This window comes from Virgibacillus sp. Bac330 (assembly GCF_003667845.1).
Classification (GTDB): Bacteria; Bacillota; Bacilli; order Bacillales; family Amphibacillaceae; genus Virgibacillus; species Virgibacillus chiguensis.
On record NZ_CP033048.1, the window covers coordinates 3,069,561 to 3,087,299 of the forward strand.

The 17,739-nt window shown below is 37.4% G+C and carries 13 protein-coding genes; 7 read left to right on the forward strand and 6 right to left on the reverse strand.

The features are described from left to right. Positions 1–489: 489 nt before the first annotated feature. The 5 genes from D9780_RS14175 to D9780_RS14190 form a co-directional block, all read right to left on the reverse strand. The gene (locus D9780_RS14175; protein WP_121640530.1) at positions 490–2,010 is read right to left on the reverse strand and encodes an AbgT family transporter; all 1,521 of its coding nucleotides are present in this window, start codon (positions 2,008–2,010) and stop codon (positions 490–492) included. 590 nt (positions 2,011–2,600) lie between these two features. Further along, positions 2,601–4,109: an amidase family protein gene (locus D9780_RS14180; RefSeq protein ID WP_121640531.1), complete on the reverse strand. Its 1,509-nt coding sequence runs from the start codon at positions 4,107–4,109 to the stop codon at positions 2,601–2,603. A gap of 62 nt (positions 4,110–4,171) precedes the next feature. Continuing rightward, positions 4,172–4,339 carry a hypothetical protein gene (locus D9780_RS21170; protein ID WP_162985882.1) on the reverse strand — a complete coding sequence of 56 codons (168 nt, stop codon included), beginning with the start codon at positions 4,337–4,339 and terminating at the stop codon, positions 4,172–4,174. Beyond that, entirely contained in the window at positions 4,336–5,478 is a 1,143-nt protein-coding gene (locus tag D9780_RS14185) for a GerAB/ArcD/ProY family transporter (protein WP_121640532.1), read from the reverse strand. The genes D9780_RS21170 and D9780_RS14185 overlap by 4 nt, the downstream gene beginning before the upstream one ends. Beyond that, positions 5,479–7,020, reverse strand: a complete 1,542-nt coding sequence (locus D9780_RS14190; RefSeq protein WP_121640533.1) for a spore germination protein — start codon at positions 7,018–7,020, stop codon at positions 5,479–5,481. Between the two features lie 199 nt (positions 7,021–7,219). On the opposite strand from D9780_RS14190, the gene D9780_RS14195 reads away from it, so the two are divergent. The 7 genes from D9780_RS14195 (at position 7,220) to opp4C (ending at position 15,675) form a co-directional block, all read left to right on the forward strand. Next, positions 7,220–8,224 (forward strand): DUF3231 family protein, encoded by a 1,005-nt coding sequence (locus D9780_RS14195; protein WP_121640534.1) that lies wholly within the window; start codon positions 7,220–7,222, stop codon positions 8,222–8,224. Positions 8,225–8,233: 9 nt separating this feature from the next. After that, positions 8,234–8,716, forward strand: a complete 483-nt coding sequence (locus tag D9780_RS14200; protein ID WP_121640535.1) for a hypothetical protein — start codon at positions 8,234–8,236, stop codon at positions 8,714–8,716. Between the two features lie 316 nt (positions 8,717–9,032). Then, positions 9,033–10,061 (forward strand): ABC transporter ATP-binding protein, encoded by a 1,029-nt coding sequence (locus D9780_RS14205; protein ID WP_121640536.1) that lies wholly within the window; start codon positions 9,033–9,035, stop codon positions 10,059–10,061. After that, positions 10,021–11,040, forward strand: a complete 1,020-nt coding sequence (locus D9780_RS14210; RefSeq protein ID WP_073011748.1) for an ABC transporter ATP-binding protein — start codon at positions 10,021–10,023, stop codon at positions 11,038–11,040. The genes D9780_RS14205 and D9780_RS14210 overlap by 41 nt, the downstream gene beginning before the upstream one ends. A gap of 398 nt (positions 11,041–11,438) precedes the next feature. Then, positions 11,439–13,217 (forward strand): peptide-binding protein, encoded by a 1,779-nt coding sequence (locus D9780_RS14215; RefSeq protein ID WP_371413661.1) that lies wholly within the window; start codon positions 11,439–11,441, stop codon positions 13,215–13,217. A 554-nt stretch (positions 13,218–13,771) separates the two neighbouring features. Beyond that, on the forward strand, positions 13,772–14,740 hold the full coding sequence (locus D9780_RS14220) for an ABC transporter permease (RefSeq protein WP_073011746.1): 969 nt from the start codon (positions 13,772–13,774) through the stop codon (positions 14,738–14,740). An 11-nt stretch (positions 14,741–14,751) separates the two neighbouring features. Then, complete coding sequence (gene opp4C, locus D9780_RS14225) at positions 14,752–15,675, forward strand: oligopeptide ABC transporter permease (RefSeq protein WP_073011743.1); 924 nt, start codon at positions 14,752–14,754, stop codon at positions 15,673–15,675. Positions 15,676–15,966: 291 nt separating this feature from the next. Here the strand turns inward: opp4C and D9780_RS14230 are convergent, their stop codons facing one another. Next, positions 15,967–17,667 (reverse strand): methyl-accepting chemotaxis protein, encoded by a 1,701-nt coding sequence (locus D9780_RS14230; RefSeq protein ID WP_121640537.1) that lies wholly within the window; start codon positions 17,665–17,667, stop codon positions 15,967–15,969. Positions 17,668–17,739: the final 72 nt, after the last annotated feature.

A 17,739-nucleotide genomic window follows, 5' to 3' on the forward strand; every position in this document is an offset into this window, starting at 1 on the left:
AAGGCCAAATCTATTTCATCATCTTTTTCCCTAATCTAACTATACTAGAAAAGTAGTGCAAGCTAAAGAAGGAGGTGCTAATAGATTAAAAATTCTATACTTCCATTACATAGATTTTCCATTTCTAGTATATCCACATATTCATAGTTTATACGATAGCTTGCAAACGAACAGTATACTATTGATACACCTTTCAAACACTAAAAACTTTAATGTTTATTCCTATAAGCAAAGCGTAGACTTTTATCTTAGAAGTTTAGTGAAAAGTTAAGTGTTTATGTACTACACATAGTCAGGAAAGAAGTCCAAAATGTAAGTGGAATCTCGTGAAAAAGTGTGAACTTGAACGACTTTCGTATCTATTCAAGCGAATCTCTTATCACTTCAACAACTTCCCACTAGATTCCAGATAAATGAACCTCGCTACCCAATTAAATTGGATACGAGGTTCTATGCATTACATATTGACACATCAGTGATTATTCCTTATTAATAAGAAATTGGCGCACCAGGTCCTAGTTCAACTCCGATTAACATCCAAATAACAAGCATTAATGTCCATCCAATAAGGAAGAAAATAGAATAAGGAATCATCGTTGAAACAAGTGTACCAATCCCCATTTTCTTATCGTATTTTTGTGCAAAAGCGATAATAATCGCAAAATAGGTCATAAGTGGTGAAATAATATTTGTTGATGAATCGGCAATACGGTAGGCCATCTGCGTTAATTCTGGTGAATAACCTAATTGCATCATGATTGGCACAAAAATCGGTGCCATCATCGCCCATTTTGCAGAGGCACTTCCTATAAAGATATTAATAAACCCTGCTAATATAATAAACACGATTACTAAAGGTATCCCTGTTAAATCAATACTTTGCAAGAAGTCCGCACCATAAACTCCTAACACTAATCCCATATTAGACTCGTTAAAGTACGCGACAAATTGACCAGCAGTAAATGCTAGTACAATGAACATCCCCATAGAAGCCATTGTATCGGAAAGTTGATAAGCGACATCCTTATCATTTTTCACTGTCTTCGTTACAATACCGTAAACAAGACCTGGAATAAAGAATAAAATCGCAATAATTGGTACAAGAGAATCCATAAATGGCGACTCGATAATTGGTCGCTCTCCTGTTCCACGCATTGGAGCTCCTTCTGGAACAACGAGTAGCGCTGCTAATATAAGAGACACCACTACAGAAACCGTCGCCCATACAAGACCTTTCTTTTCTAGGCTGGTTAACTTTTCAACGGTTTCTTCATATTCTCCTTTGTATGTACCTAACCTCGGTTCAACAATTCGTTCTGTTACCCATGCGCCAATAAGTGTTAATACAAATACAGATGCACCAATAAACCACCAGTTCATCGCAATACTCATACCCTCAGCGTAAGCAGGATCAATGATGGCAGCTGCTGCAATGGTAAGTTCACCTAACAATGCATCTGTACCTGATAACGCTAGGTTCGCACTAAAGCCTCCAGAGACCCCTGCAAAAGCAGCAGCTAGCCCGGCTAATGGATGGCGACCAACAGCGGCAAACAATAATGCTCCAAGCGGTGGCAGTACGACGTAACCTGCATCAGAAGCGACACTTGACATGATTCCTGCAAATACTAAACCTAATGTAATAAATCGATTGGGAACCGCTAACACGAACCCACGCAAGATAGCGCTAATTAATCCCGCTCTTTCGGCAATTCCAATTCCAAGCATTGTCAATAGGACTACGCCAAGTGGGGCAAAGCCAATAAAGTTATCCGTCATACTGGAAAATATATATTTGACTCCTTCGCCATTTAATAAATTTTTTATCTCAACCATTTCTCCTTCTTCACCTGGGTGCTCAACACTAATACCCAGCGGAGACAAGGCTGCTGACAAAAGCAAAACCATTAAAGCCAATATTGCGAATAATGTGACAGGGTGAGGCAATTTATTACCTACTACTTCTACCCCATCCAACGAGCGTTGGAATATTCCCTTTTTCTTCCCCATACTTTTTCCCCTTTCCAAATATAGAAAAAATTGATTTATCGCCACGTCTTATGGCGAAAGGCTTTATTTTACGTATATTTTCCCAATAGTATACGTGAAAAATTTGAACCTCTCCTGACTAAAATCATAAGGTTCTTGGAATAGAGCATACTTGATAGTGAATGGCATACACCAAATGAATAAAGTCAAGCTTCCAATAGCAACATGGTATTTTCTATTTATTGCTACGTGAACAAACGAAGCGTCTGCATGTGATATAATATTTAGAAAAATATAATTACAATGCAAACGCATACTATTTATTATATATGTGATTGGTGCGCTTGAAAATAGGAAATCAATAAAACCTACTAATGTTATTTTTAACAAGATTAAAAAAATTAATTTGAAATCAAAGTAAATTAGGAAAGCATGCCTCCTCCTTATTTTCAATATTCTATCACATGAAGCTCTCCAAACTTCGCAAAAAGCACATCATCTTATACAAATTCAACCATGTAAGAGTCTAGTTTCCTCTTAAAAAGTAACACAAAATTTAAATTACCCGTTCTTTTTAAGAGGAATGAACTCTATTTGTATCATGCTCACGCCTATTGCATAGGATTGTAATATGGATTTCCTTTCATCCCTTGCCATAGGTCGGTTTCTTCCAATTGATAAGCTAATTGTAATAACCTGTGTTCTTCTCCCTTATTAGCCATTACTTGTACACCTAAAGGCATATTTTCACTTGTTACATGAAGTGGTATAGACATAGCAGGCTGTCCGGTTAAATTAGCCAATTGCGTAAATGGCGTATAGGTTAGACTCGGCAAAAACATATCATAAATAATCTCTTGTTGCTCATGTGCTTTGGCATTCTCCATTTTTGCTATCCACCGTTTTTTCTCTATAGTATCCCACGATAATTCTCCGATTTTAGGTGCTGTGAAAGCAGTAGCAGGGGTAATATAGAAATCATAACTTTTATGAAAATCAGCCATTGCAGCTGCTGCCACATCCCATGAAGCAATACTGGAGGAAAACGCAGCTGCTGATATAGACTGTCCAGCACAATGCAACAGCCATGTTTCCAATTCCACGTCATCACTAGTAATCTTTCTTCCAATCATGTTCTCTAACTGCATAACGACAGTAGCCATTTCTCCACTATTCATTAAATAATAGTTTCTCATAAGTTCCTTTCCATCAATGGAAGGATCATTTTCCTCCATTTGGTAGCCTAACCGCTCCAACCATTGAACCGTTTTCATAACCGCTTCTTTGGCTTCATTGGATACAGGGGTACCAACAGGCGATGTAACAGAATAAGCGATGCGAAGCTCTTCTTTTGGCGGCTGCTTCATCGTTTCCAAGTAGTTTTCCAAATAGAGCGGTGCTTGAAAGGCAGCTTCTGGCTGACTTGTCTGTAGTACATCTAACATTGCCGCGCTATCTCGCACACTTCTTGTTACGACAAAATCAATCGCAGCACCATGCCACTGGCGACCTGCTCCCGGACCTACTGGTGTTCTCCCTCTCGTTGGCTTTAAACCGAACAGCCCTGTAAAAGAAGCAGGAATGCGAATCGATCCCCCACCGTCGCTAGCTCCTGCCAACGGAACAATGCCAGCTGCAACCGCGGCTGCCGAACCGCCACTTGACCCACCTGGTGAATAGGCCACATTCCAAGGGTTTCGAGTTGGGCCATCTGTTTCAGGTTCGGTAATATTTTTCAAGCCAAACTCTGGTGTGTTCGTATGACCAATAAATTGAAAACCAGCATCACGAAAAGAACGCACAAAATGAGAATCTTGTTTTGCTACGGAAGCATACTGTTTCAATAACTTGGAGCCTGAGGTCGTCCGCTCCCCTTTTAATTGTTGCCCCGTATTCTTTAGCAAAACAGGCACACCGCGAAACGGCCTTTTTTGCGTCATATCTTTCCATTCTTGGAGCGCTTTTTCCTTACGTTCCGAAATAACTGCATTCAAAGTAGGATTTACTTGTGCAAGTTGTGCTAATGAAGCTAGCAAAAGTTCTTTTTCTGTCGTCTCGCCTTTCTTTACTAAATCAGCTAAATCCACTGCATCATAGTTTCTAAATTCGCTCGTTTTCACTACTGCACCTCAATACCCATTTTTCATTAGTCTAACATTAATAAATAGTTATTACCAAATTGCTACTCATCTTCTTGTGGCGTTTCATCTGCATTATCTTTTTTCCAAGATGGATCACCGTAGTGGTGTAATCTCTTATTTATTTGATACAGCAAAAATGGAATTACAAAGGCAATCGCTGTATAGTAAATTTGTCTCCAATCAGGTAAATAATCTGTCCAATAATTCATGATTTAGAGTCCCCCCTTTTAGAAGTGCTAGCTTCTTCGGAACTGACCTTTTTTTTCACAGATGCAATAATAAATAACACGATTGCTGTTAGTGTTGTAATTACTAGACCATACAAACTTACAAAATCACCGAATTCTCTAACATCTATTACATCCTTAGGAATCATCGCCACAAAAAACAACACCGGCGTTAAAAACAATATATAGTGGATTTTTTTCAAATTAAAAACAGACTTCAAAGCATACAAAGAAGAATCAAAAGCCATTGTAACCGTGTTAAAAACGGCCATTATCCAAATTACAAAGAAAATAGAATCGAACCTTTCAAAAACACCTCCGGGTATTTCAACTTCTTTGGCGATTTCAACAATGGGGTAATTGACATTAGCTGTTCCCGCATAGCCAAACACACCGATACACATAAAATAAATAAATATATAAAATATAGAAACCATTGTCATACCATAAGCCGCCTTTTTAGGCGCTTTATCTGGTTTACGTACTAGCGACGTGTAAAAAAATAAAACAAATAATCCAGTTAGGGAAAATAAGCTGTTTCTTGTAGACTTTAGATACCCTTGAAGATCCGTTTGAAAGGCTGGGAGAAAATTGCTAGCATCATACCAATTAATAGAAAATATGCCGACAAACACAATGATAAAAATAATAATGGGAAAAAACATCATATTTAACCGAAACAAACCTGCTCTTGACCCAGAAACTGCGTAGCTTACTACGAGGAGAAAGCTAAGGGAAATCACCTCTACTGGAGTACGATCAAATAAATATTCTTTCGCAAGATCAGCAATAATTCGTAAAACAAATGCTGTAATAAAAATGCCTTGTAAAGCAAGTAAAATGGTTATTATAGTAGCTATTGGCTTCGATACTAAAAGGGATGCAAAACTAATAAAGGGTTGGTTCGGATACATCGAAGCAACTTTAACAATTAACCAAGCTAATGCAACAAACAAGCTTCCAGCACCAAGAAGAGGAATCCATCCGTCAGACCCTATTGTATCCTCAGCAATTAAACTTGGTAAACTGAGTACACCTACACCAATGGTTACAGAAGGAATGGTAATCATTAACTCATTGTCGCTAATTTTATCATCGGCATATTTAAACTGATACATCATTTATCCCTCCGTGTTTTTTGCAGAAATTTTATCTTTCGTTTGTAAATACTCCGGTCTTTTTCCTAACATTGGTGCTGGCATACGTAAAATCAAGTCCTTCCAATCGTCAATAAACGTCGGTGCATAAGGAGTAGAATAAGGAACGCCAAAGCTTTTTAAATTGACAATGTGAATATTGACCATAATATAGGCGAGGATAATACCATACAAGCCTAAAAAAGCCGCTGCTACCATAAATCCGAAGCGAACCATTCGAAAGGAAATAGCGACACTATACATGGGGATTGTAAATGATGCCACTGCCGTTAAAGCGACTACAATAACCATAATTGGACTTACAACACCTGCTGAAACGGCTGCTTCTCCAATAACTAAACCTCCAACAATACCAATGGTTTGGCCAATTGTTTTTGGTAATCTCGCACCAGCTTCTCTTAACAGTTCCATGGTAACTCCCATTAATACAGCTTCAACAAAAGCAGGAAATGGCACGCCTTCCCTTGTAGATGCAATTGAAAAAGCTAACTGGGATGGAATCATACCTTGATGATACGAAACTAAAGCAATATACAAAGCAGGTAGGAACATGGTTATAAAAGCTGATAAATAGCGTAACACCCTTATCAATGAACTAATTAACCAACGCTCGTAATAATCTTCTGGTGATTTAAATGCTCCACCTATTTCTGTCGGTGCAATGAGAGCAAAAGGGGTTCCATCAAGCAAGATAATAAATTTACCTTTTATGAGGGCAGAAGCTGCTTTATCAGGTCGTTCACTATTAAATATTTGTGGAAAAGGAGACAAAAAACTATCTTCAATCCATTGCTCAATATATCCCGATTCCATCGCATCATCTGTGTCAATGGAGGATAGTCTCTTTTTAACTTCCTTTAATAGCTCTGGATGAATAATCCCAGATATATAAGCTAATACAAGCTTTTTCTTTGACCTTCTTCCTATATCGTATTCTTTGAAATGTAGATTAGGATCGCGTATTTGTCTTCTGATTAAAACGATATTGGTGTTTAAGTTTTCTACAAACCCTTCTCTTGGGCCACGAATAAGTGCTTCGGATACAGGTTCCTGTATCGCACGACTTTCCCATTCCTTGGTTTCTAATAACAAAACACGTTCCACACCGTCAAGCAAAAGTACAGAACTTCCTGACAATAGTCCAAATGATAATTTATCCATGGTATCTACATTTTTTATGCCAGAAATACTAATTAATTGTTCATGAATAATAGCTAATAAATTCGATGTATTTAATTCTGCTGTTTGATCACTTTGCTCCAATCTCTCCAATTCCCTTAGAACATTTTCTTCAATTTGCTGTTTGTTACTCAGTCCATCAATATAAATAATGGCACAGGCGTGCTTTGCCAAATAGAAGTTCCTTACGACTAAATCAACAGGGTTTCCGAGCATTTTTTGAATACTGTCGAGATTTTCCTTTAAAGAAGATGTCAAATATGTATTGAAATGATTATCATCTGTTTGTGCGTTTTGATTGTTTCTTTTTATTACACGTCTTCCCATGCCATCACATCCCTTTTATGAACTTCCTTTTTCTTATGCCCATCACATTCTCCTTTTATTCATCCGTATATAATTCTAGGATTTGACAAAACTAATCTTCACATAGATAAAGTGAACTATTCAGTAACTGTTTTTATGGTTATCCTGAATTCACAGGTAAACAACATAGTACAAATTCAACACGAAGGGAGTTATCTCAATGAATAATTTATACACGAACTATTTTACGGCTTCAGATATTTCGACGTTATGGGACACTTACGAAAGTGATACAATCATAAAATACGGCATGAAACATTTTCTTCAACATGTAGAGGATCCTGACATTCAAAGCATATTACAAGAAACCTTACAATTAATCGAAAGAAATATTCATCATATGGAAGAGCTATTTAAAAAAGCAAATTTTCATATACCTAAAGGATTTACAGACGAAGATATCCATTTAAATGCTCCTCGTCTATTTTCAGACACCCTTTATTTAGAATATATTTTTAATATGACATTTTTTATGTTAGACACATACAGTTTAGCTCTTTCCGTCGCAGATCATAAAGATGTCAACGATTACTACGCTAAAAATTTAAAAGCTGCTATTTCTTTAAATAAACAAGCAAAAGAACTGGAAAAAGAAAAAGCCATTTACATTCGTTCTCCCAGATTACCCCATCCAAAAACCATCACATTTGTTGAAAATAAAAACTACATGACTGGGTGGCTCGGTGAGCGCAGACCTTTATTAGGTATAGAAGTAACTAACTTAGTCTTTCATTCTAAGCGTAATGCTTTAGGCCATGCTATAATTACAGGGTTTAGTCAAGTAGCTCAATCCAATGAAGTGAAGAAATTCTTCCAAAAAGGAAGAGATATTTCTGGTAAACATTTAGAAGTGTTTACATCTATTCTTCATGAAGATTTCTTATCCGATGGGGCGCTTTTAAGAACTTCAGAGGTAACGGATTCTACAACTGCTCCATTTTCCGATCGACTCATGGTGACCTTCGTTGCGAACCTCATTGCTTCCAGTATTGGACAATATAGTGTCTCTATGTCTAGAAGCCCCAGACATGATTTAAGTGTGCAATATGCACGTTTAATGGCAGAAGTAGGAAAATACGCCAACGAAGGTATGAAAATCCTTATCCGTCATGGATGGCTGGAACAACCTCCCATGGCCGCTAATCGAAATGATTTAGTGGAATAGGTTGTCTATATGGATACAAACCTAAGCAAAAAAAATAAAAAACTAGCAGCTATACTATGGAGTATTGCCTTGCCGGGATTTGGCCAATTATTAAATCAAAAGTATGTAAAGGGGCTATTACTAATTGGCTTGGAATTTATCATTAATGTTATGGGTAATTTTAATAAAATCATCATTTATAGTTTTCAATTTAAAATTGAAGAAGCAATCGAAGCGACTAATTATTTATGGCTGATGTTTTATCCATGTTTATACTTTTTTGCCATCTGGGACGCCTACAAAGATGCTGGCGGAGGGGAAAGACCTTTTGCTTACCTGCCACTCGTTTTTTCTGCATACTTTGTCACGATTGGGCTAATTTTTTCATCCAAACTTCGTGTGTTTGGATATTTAATTGGTCCCATGTGGCTACCAATGCTATTCTTGCCTATCGGACTTAGCATAGGGGCTTTCATTCAATGGATTTTACTTAAAGTTTATACTAAAAAATAACGAACCCTCATTTACCAGAAAAAAATTTGGCTTGTCGCCAAGTCTTCAGGAAGAAATGAGGGTTTAAAAATGCTAAGATACACACCTCCATTGTACTTCATTTATATAATTGAAAAAGCAAATATTACAACCATAAGATGCTTTATACTATAAACAACCATATGAAATCTTAGACTAGTTAAACGAAAAATAATTTGATTTTTTTGTTTATAGAGAATATTAATTTTAAAATATTATTGAAAATTTTCTAACAATCAGTGTATAATCAAATTAAGATGTTACTGGTTTAGATTGATTTTACATAGAGGTGAAGCGAATGAAGGAAAATCCAGTATTGGAAGTAAACAATTTAAAAACGTATTTTTACTTAGAAAATAATTTTGTCGCTCGCGCAGTAGATGGTGTAGATTTCACAATACATCAAGGTGAAACGTTGGCTATTGTTGGCGAATCAGGAAGTGGAAAAAGTATCACTTCCCTCTCGATTATGCAATTGATAAATAAGCCTGGAAAAATTGTAGATGGAACCATTTGCCTAGAAGGAGATAATTTATTAACAAAATCCAGTAAACAGATGACTAAAATACGTGGCAATGATATTGCAATGATTTTTCAAGAACCGATGACAGCACTAAATCCAGTCTATACTATTGGTAGCCAAATTGTTGAAACGATTCGAAAACATAAAAACCTCTCCAAGCATGCTGCACGGGAAAGAGCTATTGAATTACTGAACTTAGTTGGATTTCCACGAGCAAAAGAAGTTATGAACGAGTATCCACATCAATTATCGGGTGGCATGAGACAACGGGCAATGATCGCTATGGCCATATCTTGTGATCCAAAACTCCTCATAGCTGATGAACCTTCTACAGCCTTAGATGTAACCATTCAAGCGCAGATTTTAGACCTGCTCATGGAAATGAAAGAACGTTTAAATATGTCCATCCTTTTAGTCACGCATGATCTTGGCGTAGTAGCCGAATACGCAGATCGCGTACTGGTAATGTACGGTGGTCAAATCGTTGAGGAAACAACTGTCGAAGCTATTTTTGAAGAAACGAAACACCCTTATACCATTGGGCTATTAGAAAGTTTACCAAGTTTAGAAAAAGAAGTAAAACGGCTCGGTGCCATTAAAGGTTCTGTCCCTCCAGCCTATCTATTTCCTAAAGGTTGTCGTTTTGCCGACCGCTGCCCGCATGTAATGGATCAATGCAGAGAATCAAATCCTGAACTATTATCCATAGCACCAACACATAAAGCACGCTGTTATCTTTATGAATTAGGAGGAGGCCATTCTCATGACAATCGAGCAAAAACAACTGCAGAACAAAAAATCTGAACAAGAACAAAATAACGAAACCATTATGCAAGCAAGTCATATAAAAAAATACTTCCCCATCAAAGGTGGTATTTTCAAACATACAATAGGTCATGTAAAAGCTGTAGACGATGTTTCTTTATCCATAAAAAAAGGAGAAACACTTGGTCTTGTTGGAGAATCTGGTTCTGGTAAATCAACACTTGGGCGTGTGTTACTTCGTCTTTTAGAGCCTACAGAAGGTGAAGTCATATTTGAGGGCAAAGACATTTCCCATTTAAACAATCGAAAATTACGTGCATATCGAAAACATATGCAAATTGTTTTTCAGGATCCATTTGCTTCACTTAATTCTAAAATGAGTGTCGGAGAGCTAATTGAAGAGCCTTTACTCGTGCAAACTTCCGTTTCTAAACCAGAACGTAAGCAAATGAGTGTTGAATTGCTAGAGAAAGTCGGTCTACGAGCGAATGATCGTGCAAAATATCCGCATGAATTTTCTGGAGGACAGCGGCAACGAATTAGTATTGCACGGGCGCTTGCACTTAACCCAAAATTCATTATCTGTGATGAACCAGTGTCAGCACTCGATGTTTCCATTCAAGCTCAAGTGCTAAATTTAATGGCGGACTTACAGGAAGAATATCATCTTACCTACTTATTTATAGCGCATGACCTCAGCGTTGTTAAACATATTAGTGATCGTGTAGCTGTCATGTATTTAGGACGTATTGCAGAACTTGCACCTAAAGAACAACTCTACCAAAACCCACTTCACCCATATACAAAAGCTTTACTATCATCTGTGCCATCGACAAATGTAAGAGAAAAGAGAGAGAAAATTAAACTTAGTGGTGATTTACCAAGTCCAGCGAATCCACCATCTGGTTGTGTTTTCCGTACACGTTGCCCTATGGCACACGACCGTTGCATAAGCGAAATACCAGCATTAAGCGAGATGGAGAAGGGGCATTTTGTTGCATGCCATTTGTACGAATAAAGAGATGCTCCTCTTGGCACATCATTAATCATGAGAACGGAGTTTCTAAGTTAAGGAGATGGTTTATACTTCTGTAAAGTTATCAATGAATAAAAGGACACTGGCACCAGAGATAAAAACACGCAGACTTCTCGAAAACATTCTCATGGTATAACTACTCGTTATCTCTCATTCTAAAATAACATGTTACATACGTTGTTATTATTCAGAATAATCCGTCCTTTATTCCGATTCTAAACATACACTTGAAGGGGGTGGTAACAATCACAGAAAAAGAAAATCTTGGCTTTTCGCCACGTCTTTATGGCGAAAGTTGATGTTTTTTTATCTTCCTGTAGTGCAAAAAAGGAAAGATCAATGCGTGTAAATCTGTGCAAATAATAAGGGGGAATGAAAGCGTGTTTAACAAAAAATGGGTATTACTTTTCGTACTTATGTTATTCTTTGGATTTGTATTAGTAGCTTGTAATGGGGATGACACCTCCGAAAAGGAAGGAAATGAAAGCCAAGCAAAAGATGATGATGAAGCAAGTGGCGAGCCTCAAAAAGGCGGCACCTTGACTGGAGCAATGGATACAGCCCCAGCAGGAGTCTTTAATCCGATCTTTTACGAGGAATCCTATGAGGCAAATATTCTTGACTTTACGCACGAATCGTTAGTTGGGCAAACAAAAGAATTAGAATTTGAAGCCGAATTAGCTAAAGAGTGGGAAATTAATGAAGACCAAACGGAAATTACCTTACAATTGGAGGAAGGCGTAAAATGGCATGATGGAGAAGAATTCACTGCCGATGATGTCGTTTATACGTACAAAGCGATAGCTAGTCCTGGCTATATAGAAGCTGGCGGAGTTCGTACAGAATACGTTGTAAGATTGCTTGGGTATGAAGCGTTCAACAGTGGAGAAACGGATGAGTTTGAAGGGGTAGTAGCTGAAGATGATTACACCGTAACTTTTAAATTCGCCGAGCCTAATGTAACGATTTTAAAAGACGTCTCTTTTTTCATTATTCCTGAGCATATTTTTGCAGATGTCCCAATAGCTGAAATACCTGAACACGCTGCAACTTTAAACGCAGGTGAGGTAATCGGTACTGGGCCGTTTAAATTTACAGAAATGCTAGAACGTGAGCAATACGTTCTGGAAAAGAATGCAGATTACTGGAAATCCGAGCCATATTTAGATCAGATTGTATGGCGTGTGGTTGACCAGTCTGTCATGCTAGGTCTGCTAGAAAGTGAGGAAATTGACTTCATTGCTGATCCTTCTGGCGTACCAGCACCTGACTTCGAAACAGTTGACGCACTAGAACATATTGAAATTATGGAACAACCCGACTTTGGGTATCAATTAATGGGCTTTAAAGTTAATCACCGTACGGATGCCGATGTAGAAGCCGGTGCCATTGAGCCGGACAACTGGGTACCAAATGAAGATATGGGTGAACTAAAGGTTCGCCAAGCAATGGCACATGCTATTGATCGCAACGCGCTTGTTGATAACTTACTTTATGGCCATGGTTCTGTAATTAATGCTCCAATAGCACAACAATTTTGGGCTTACGATGAAGAAGCAACAACAAATTTTGAATTTGATCCTGAAAAAGCAAAATCACTATTAGATGAAGCTGGCTATGAAGATACAAACGATGACGGCTTCAGAGAAACGCCAGATGGAGAAGAATGGGTGGTCAACTTAAACTATCCAACTGGAAATAAGCTCCGTGAAGACTCTGCGCCAATTATAGAACAGTTCTTAGAAGATGTAGGAATAAACATTGACCTACGTCAACCAAAGGAAATGACCGCATACGTCGAAGAACTAACTAATGATAATTCCGATTGGGATCTATTCCTTCTAGGCTGGAGTTTAGCCAGTGCTGATCCAGATCCTTCAGGGCTTTGGGGAGCAGACGCTGCTTATAATTATCAGCGTTGGAACAATGAACAGTCAGAAACATTATTGGAAGAAGCGATGCAAGCACCTGAAGCATTTGAACAAGATTACCGTGCTAAAAAGTATAGTGAATGGCAAGCAGTATTCTCAGAAGATTTGCCAGCTATTTTACTCTATGCTCAAAATAAAATTTATGCCTTTAACGAACGGTTAAATGGTGTAAATCCAATGCCATATTCCTTTATTAATGAACCAGAAAACTGGTGGTTAGCCGAGTAATTAGTAACGACCTAAGAAATTATAAAGAGGCTAGAACAATTTGTTAGAAATACTTGGCTTACCGTCCAATCTCAATGACGAAAGCTGTCGGTTTTCTTATATTACAAACCTTAAAACTTCCTACTTTCCGATATGTAACAAATGATGTAAGGCGTAGATGAGCCTTCGAAATGCATCACTTCGGAGGCTCCTTGACGCCCACGGAAAACAGCCTATTTTTCCGTAGCACAAATGAGGGATCGTCTCTGTCATTACTATACAAGGTTTAAAAGTTTGGTTCAGCCTCTTTATTTTTTAAACAAGCTCCGTGCTTTATCATCAAATGAGGGCGCTGATAGATAATTTACGAATTAAATTTGCGTAACCTAAATGACCAATGCAAAAAACATTTATATTACTTAACTTTTAGAAGAGATAAAGCAACAAACTCTACTATAGAAAACATAGCTTCATACCATTCTATATGCAAAAGCTATCGTTTTTCTTCTAATCCTTGTACTTTTCTATATTGAAATAACAGTTTCATTTTATTAACATGCAAAGAGGTGAGCACCATGTACAAATATATTATCCGTAGAATATTAATATTCATCCCGATGCTGTTTGCCCTTACAGTGATTGTATTTGGTATTTCACAGTTAGCTCCTGGAGACGCTTTGTCAAGTAAAATGCTTAATGATCCAAATGTTGACCCGGAAGTTTTTGAAGAGCGTCGTCAAGCACTAGGTTTAAATGATCCTATCTATGTACAGTACTGGAACTGGATAAGTGATGCAGCACAAGGCGACTTTGGAAATTCCCTCTTCTTTAATGGTCGTTCTGTTGCTGAATTAATTGAAGCTCGATTTGCTAACACATTGTATTTAGGTCTTTTCTCTTTAGCTATTACGGTAATTGTTGCTATTCCTATTGGCATTTATTCTGCAAGAAAGCCATACTCATTACTGGACTATGGGGCTACTGGTTTTGGTTTTTTAGGATTAGCTATTCCTAATTTCTTTTTTGGATTAATAGCAATTTACGTCCTATCGATTAACTTAGGTTGGTTCCCTTCGCAAGGGACATTATCCACTCCTGGACTTACTGGATTTGAAGCATTTATGAATCGTATTCATCACATGGTTCTCCCTGGTATTACACTTGGATTAGCAGGCACTGCAACTTATATGCGATATATGCGTTCCGAAGTGCTAGACGTATTAGGAAGCGATTATATACGTACAGCAAAGGCAAAAGGTATGTCGGAAAGTAATGTCCTCTATAAACATACGCTACGAAACGCACTAATTCCTATTATCACCTTAATGGGATTTGAAATTGGCGTGTTATTAAGTGGTGCTGTAATCACGGAACAAGTTTTTCAATACCCTGGATTAGGCACTTTATTTTTAAGCTCTGTTATGAACCGCGATTTTCCAGTTGTAATGGCGATTGCTCTCATACTAGGTATTCTCATTTTAATTGGTAATTTAATAGCTGATATTCTTTACAGCATTATTGATCCAAGAATACGTTACGATTGAGGTGAATAATAATGCAAACAAATACGGAAAGCACATTACCAACAGGACCGGAAAATGAGCCTATTGATCAACAACATCAACATAAGACACCATTTCAGTTAGCATTTAACCGTTTTAAAAAGAATAAGTTAGCTGTTATTAGCATTTTTGTACTTTTAGCTATTGTTATTATCTGTATTGCTGCCCCATTACTTACGAGTCAAGACCCAATTAAAACAGACGTAACAAATATTGAAAAAAGACCTACCGATGAACATATTTTAGGAACGAACGGGCAAGGGCAAGACAATTTCGCCCGCTTATTATACGGCGGAAGAATCTCTTTAATTGTCGGTTTTAGTGCCATGTTTTTTACGTTAGTCATTGGCGTTGTGCTTGGATCCGTCGCTGGTTACTATGGCGGCAAGGTAGATAGTATCATTATGCGTGGAGCAGATATTATGCTTATGCTACCATTTCTTGTACTTGTGCTAACGATTATCGCAGTTATTGATAAGATAACAATCGGAATATTTGTTACCATTATCGCTTTAACATCATGGCCTAATTTAACTCGTATTATCCGAGCTACATATTTATCACTCCGAGAGCAGGAGTTTGTACTAGGCGCCAAAGCCATCGGTGCAAGTGATATGCGAATTATCCGTAAACATTTTATTCCCAATGCGATTGGTCCGATTATTGTAAATGCTACGCTCATGATGGCAACATACATTATTGTAGAATCAGGGCTTAGCTTTATCGGTTTTGGCATCCCTCAGCCAACACCAACTTGGGGGAATATGATTTCTGAAGCACAAAACATTCGCATATTGCGAAATAACCCAGAAGCATGGATACCTCCAGGATTAGCTATTTTAGTAACCGTTCTAGCAATTAATTTTATCGGTGACGGATTGCGAGATGCCTTTGATCCGAAAAGTAAGCAACGATAACGATATATTCGAAGAACTTATCTTATCTATAAACCATGCAAAAAACTTACTGCTAACAATGAGCAGTAAGTTTTTTTAAGGTATTATCTTTGTCGAATGAGAAAAAGGTATGTAAAGTACGCAGATCTCTACGAACGCTTCATTTCTTTCTCAGTAAAATGATTAGATAAACTTGGCTTGTCGCCAAGTCTTATATTGAAAGTCTTTGTTTTTTTACGATAATCCTTTAAACTTTATGCTTTCCTATAGTACAAGTTAGGAAGTACATAATTTTCCTATTCCATTAAACCACTACTCTTCATGTATGTTACCTTTATTGAAAATGTGAACCATTTCATGTAATTCATGCCGGAGATTGTCCAAATCTTTGGACTGATCAACAACTTCTCCCATTGCTGCACTTGACTGTTGGGCCGAAGCTGCAGTTTGTTCAATTCCAGCTGATGACTCCTCTGTAACAGAAGCTATCTCATGAATAGCTGCATTCATTTTACTGCTATTATCTTTCATTTCTTCTAAATGCGAAGATATTGTTTTTATAATTTGAACCATTTCATTGACAAACATGGTTATGCCATCAAATGTTTGTTGTGTTGCGTGAATTTGTTTGGTACCCGTTTCCACTTCCTCATAACTATTTTCTAGCGTATTCGTAACTAAATTGGAGTTATGCTTAATATGGGTAACAATTCCAGTTATATTTGTTACAGAATCGCTTACTTGTTCAGCGAGTTTTCTTACCTCATCTGCTACAACCGCAAAGCCTTTTCCATGCTCTCCTGCTCTAGCAGCTTCAATCGCAGCATTTAATGCAAGTAAATTCGTTTGTTCAGCAATATCTTGAATGGTTTGGACTAAATGGTTAATTTCTTGCGATTGTTCATCTAATTGCCTCACTTTATCTACTGCTTCTTTCACTATTTTATCAATTTGTTCCATTTGCTCTGAGGAAGATTTCATCATCTGCTCTCCTTCCTCGGTCATCGTCAAAATTTCTTGAGAAGCTTGATCGATTAACTTTCCTTGGTCGTTTGTATCACTCACTTTCGTACTAAATGTTTCCATATTCATCGCTAAATCACTTGCTCGATTTGCTTGTGTCTCTGAACCAACGGCTAATTCTTGCATGGTTGTAGCTATCTGTTCTGCTCCCTCCATCACTTCTTGAGCCGAGCGAGTAAAAGATTGTCCATAATTACTTACGGTATTTGATACATGATTAACTTTTCCCAAAAAATTGTTAATGTTTTCACTTATTGTATGAGTCGCTTCCATCATTTGCCCAAACTCACCGCCTGCATTTATAGGCAGTGGCTCTGGTTGCACCTTCCCCTCCGCAATACCTTTTATTCTCGCCCACAATTGATTGATCGGTATTGTAATGGATCGGACAGTTAGTACGCTAATAGCAACTACGAATAAAATGAAACTAGCAGTAAGTATGATAAACCAAGTTTGTGAATCTTTTGCATTAGAAACAGCTTGCGCTTTTTTATTTTCCAGCTTTTTCGTTTGGTTATCTACCATTTCTTTTATGATGGAACTAACTTCAGAACCTAAAGTTTGAACGTTTGCTAAGTTACTTGTCGGTTCTCCATCACCTATTTTATTAAATCGCTTTTTGACTTCTTGCTGCCATTCTTTTTGTTTATTGCTTAGTTCGTGCCATTGTTTAGCTGATGCCATCGTCTGTACTTCTTCTATTAAATTCTTTCCTTCCGTTTGCATTTGTTCATAGTCTTTACGGAGCGGATCTTCTTTATTTAATAGAAACGCCATAGCTAATGCCTGTTGCTCTAATAGATTTGCATGAAGACGTTCAACTTTTTGAACAGCCGCTACTTCCGTACTTATAACTGATTTTACTTCCTCATTAACTTGCTTCGCTGTATAAAAATGATAAACAGCTGTTATTATAAGTGCAACTATAATAGCAACGTAACCAATAATTAATTTATTTTTAACATAGTTAAAGCGTAGGAATCTTTTCATTTGGTCATCCCTTTCCACTAAAATATTCTTTTCTTTATTTATATCGGCTACTATTTGTGTAAATGGACATTT

Bases quoted from the DNA above. Each gene is read 5' to 3' on its own strand.
- D9780_RS14175 (WP_121640530.1), bottom strand. From the start codon at position 2,010: ATGGGGAAGAAAAAGGGAATATTCCAACGCTCGTTGGATGGGGTAGAA.
- D9780_RS21170 (WP_162985882.1), bottom strand. From the start codon at position 4,339: ATGAATTATTGGACAGATTATTTACCTGATTGGAGACAAATTTACTAT.
- D9780_RS14185 (WP_121640532.1), bottom strand. From the start codon at position 5,478: ATGATGTATCAGTTTAAATATGCCGATGATAAAATTAGCGACAATGAG.
- D9780_RS14190 (WP_121640533.1), bottom strand. From the start codon at position 7,020: ATGGGAAGACGTGTAATAAAAAGAAACAATCAAAACGCACAAACAGAT.
- D9780_RS14195 (WP_121640534.1), top strand. From the start codon at position 7,220: ATGAATAATTTATACACGAACTATTTTACGGCTTCAGATATTTCGACG.
- D9780_RS14200 (WP_121640535.1), top strand. From the start codon at position 8,234: ATGGATACAAACCTAAGCAAAAAAAATAAAAAACTAGCAGCTATACTA.
- D9780_RS14205 (WP_121640536.1), top strand. From the start codon at position 9,033: ATGAAGGAAAATCCAGTATTGGAAGTAAACAATTTAAAAACGTATTTT.
- D9780_RS14210 (WP_073011748.1), top strand. From the start codon at position 10,021: ATGACAATCGAGCAAAAACAACTGCAGAACAAAAAATCTGAACAAGAA.
- D9780_RS14220 (WP_073011746.1), top strand. From the start codon at position 13,772: ATGTACAAATATATTATCCGTAGAATATTAATATTCATCCCGATGCTG.
- opp4C (WP_073011743.1), top strand. From the start codon at position 14,752: ATGCAAACAAATACGGAAAGCACATTACCAACAGGACCGGAAAATGAG.
- D9780_RS14230 (WP_121640537.1), bottom strand. From the start codon at position 17,667: ATGAAAAGATTCCTACGCTTTAACTATGTTAAAAATAAATTAATTATT.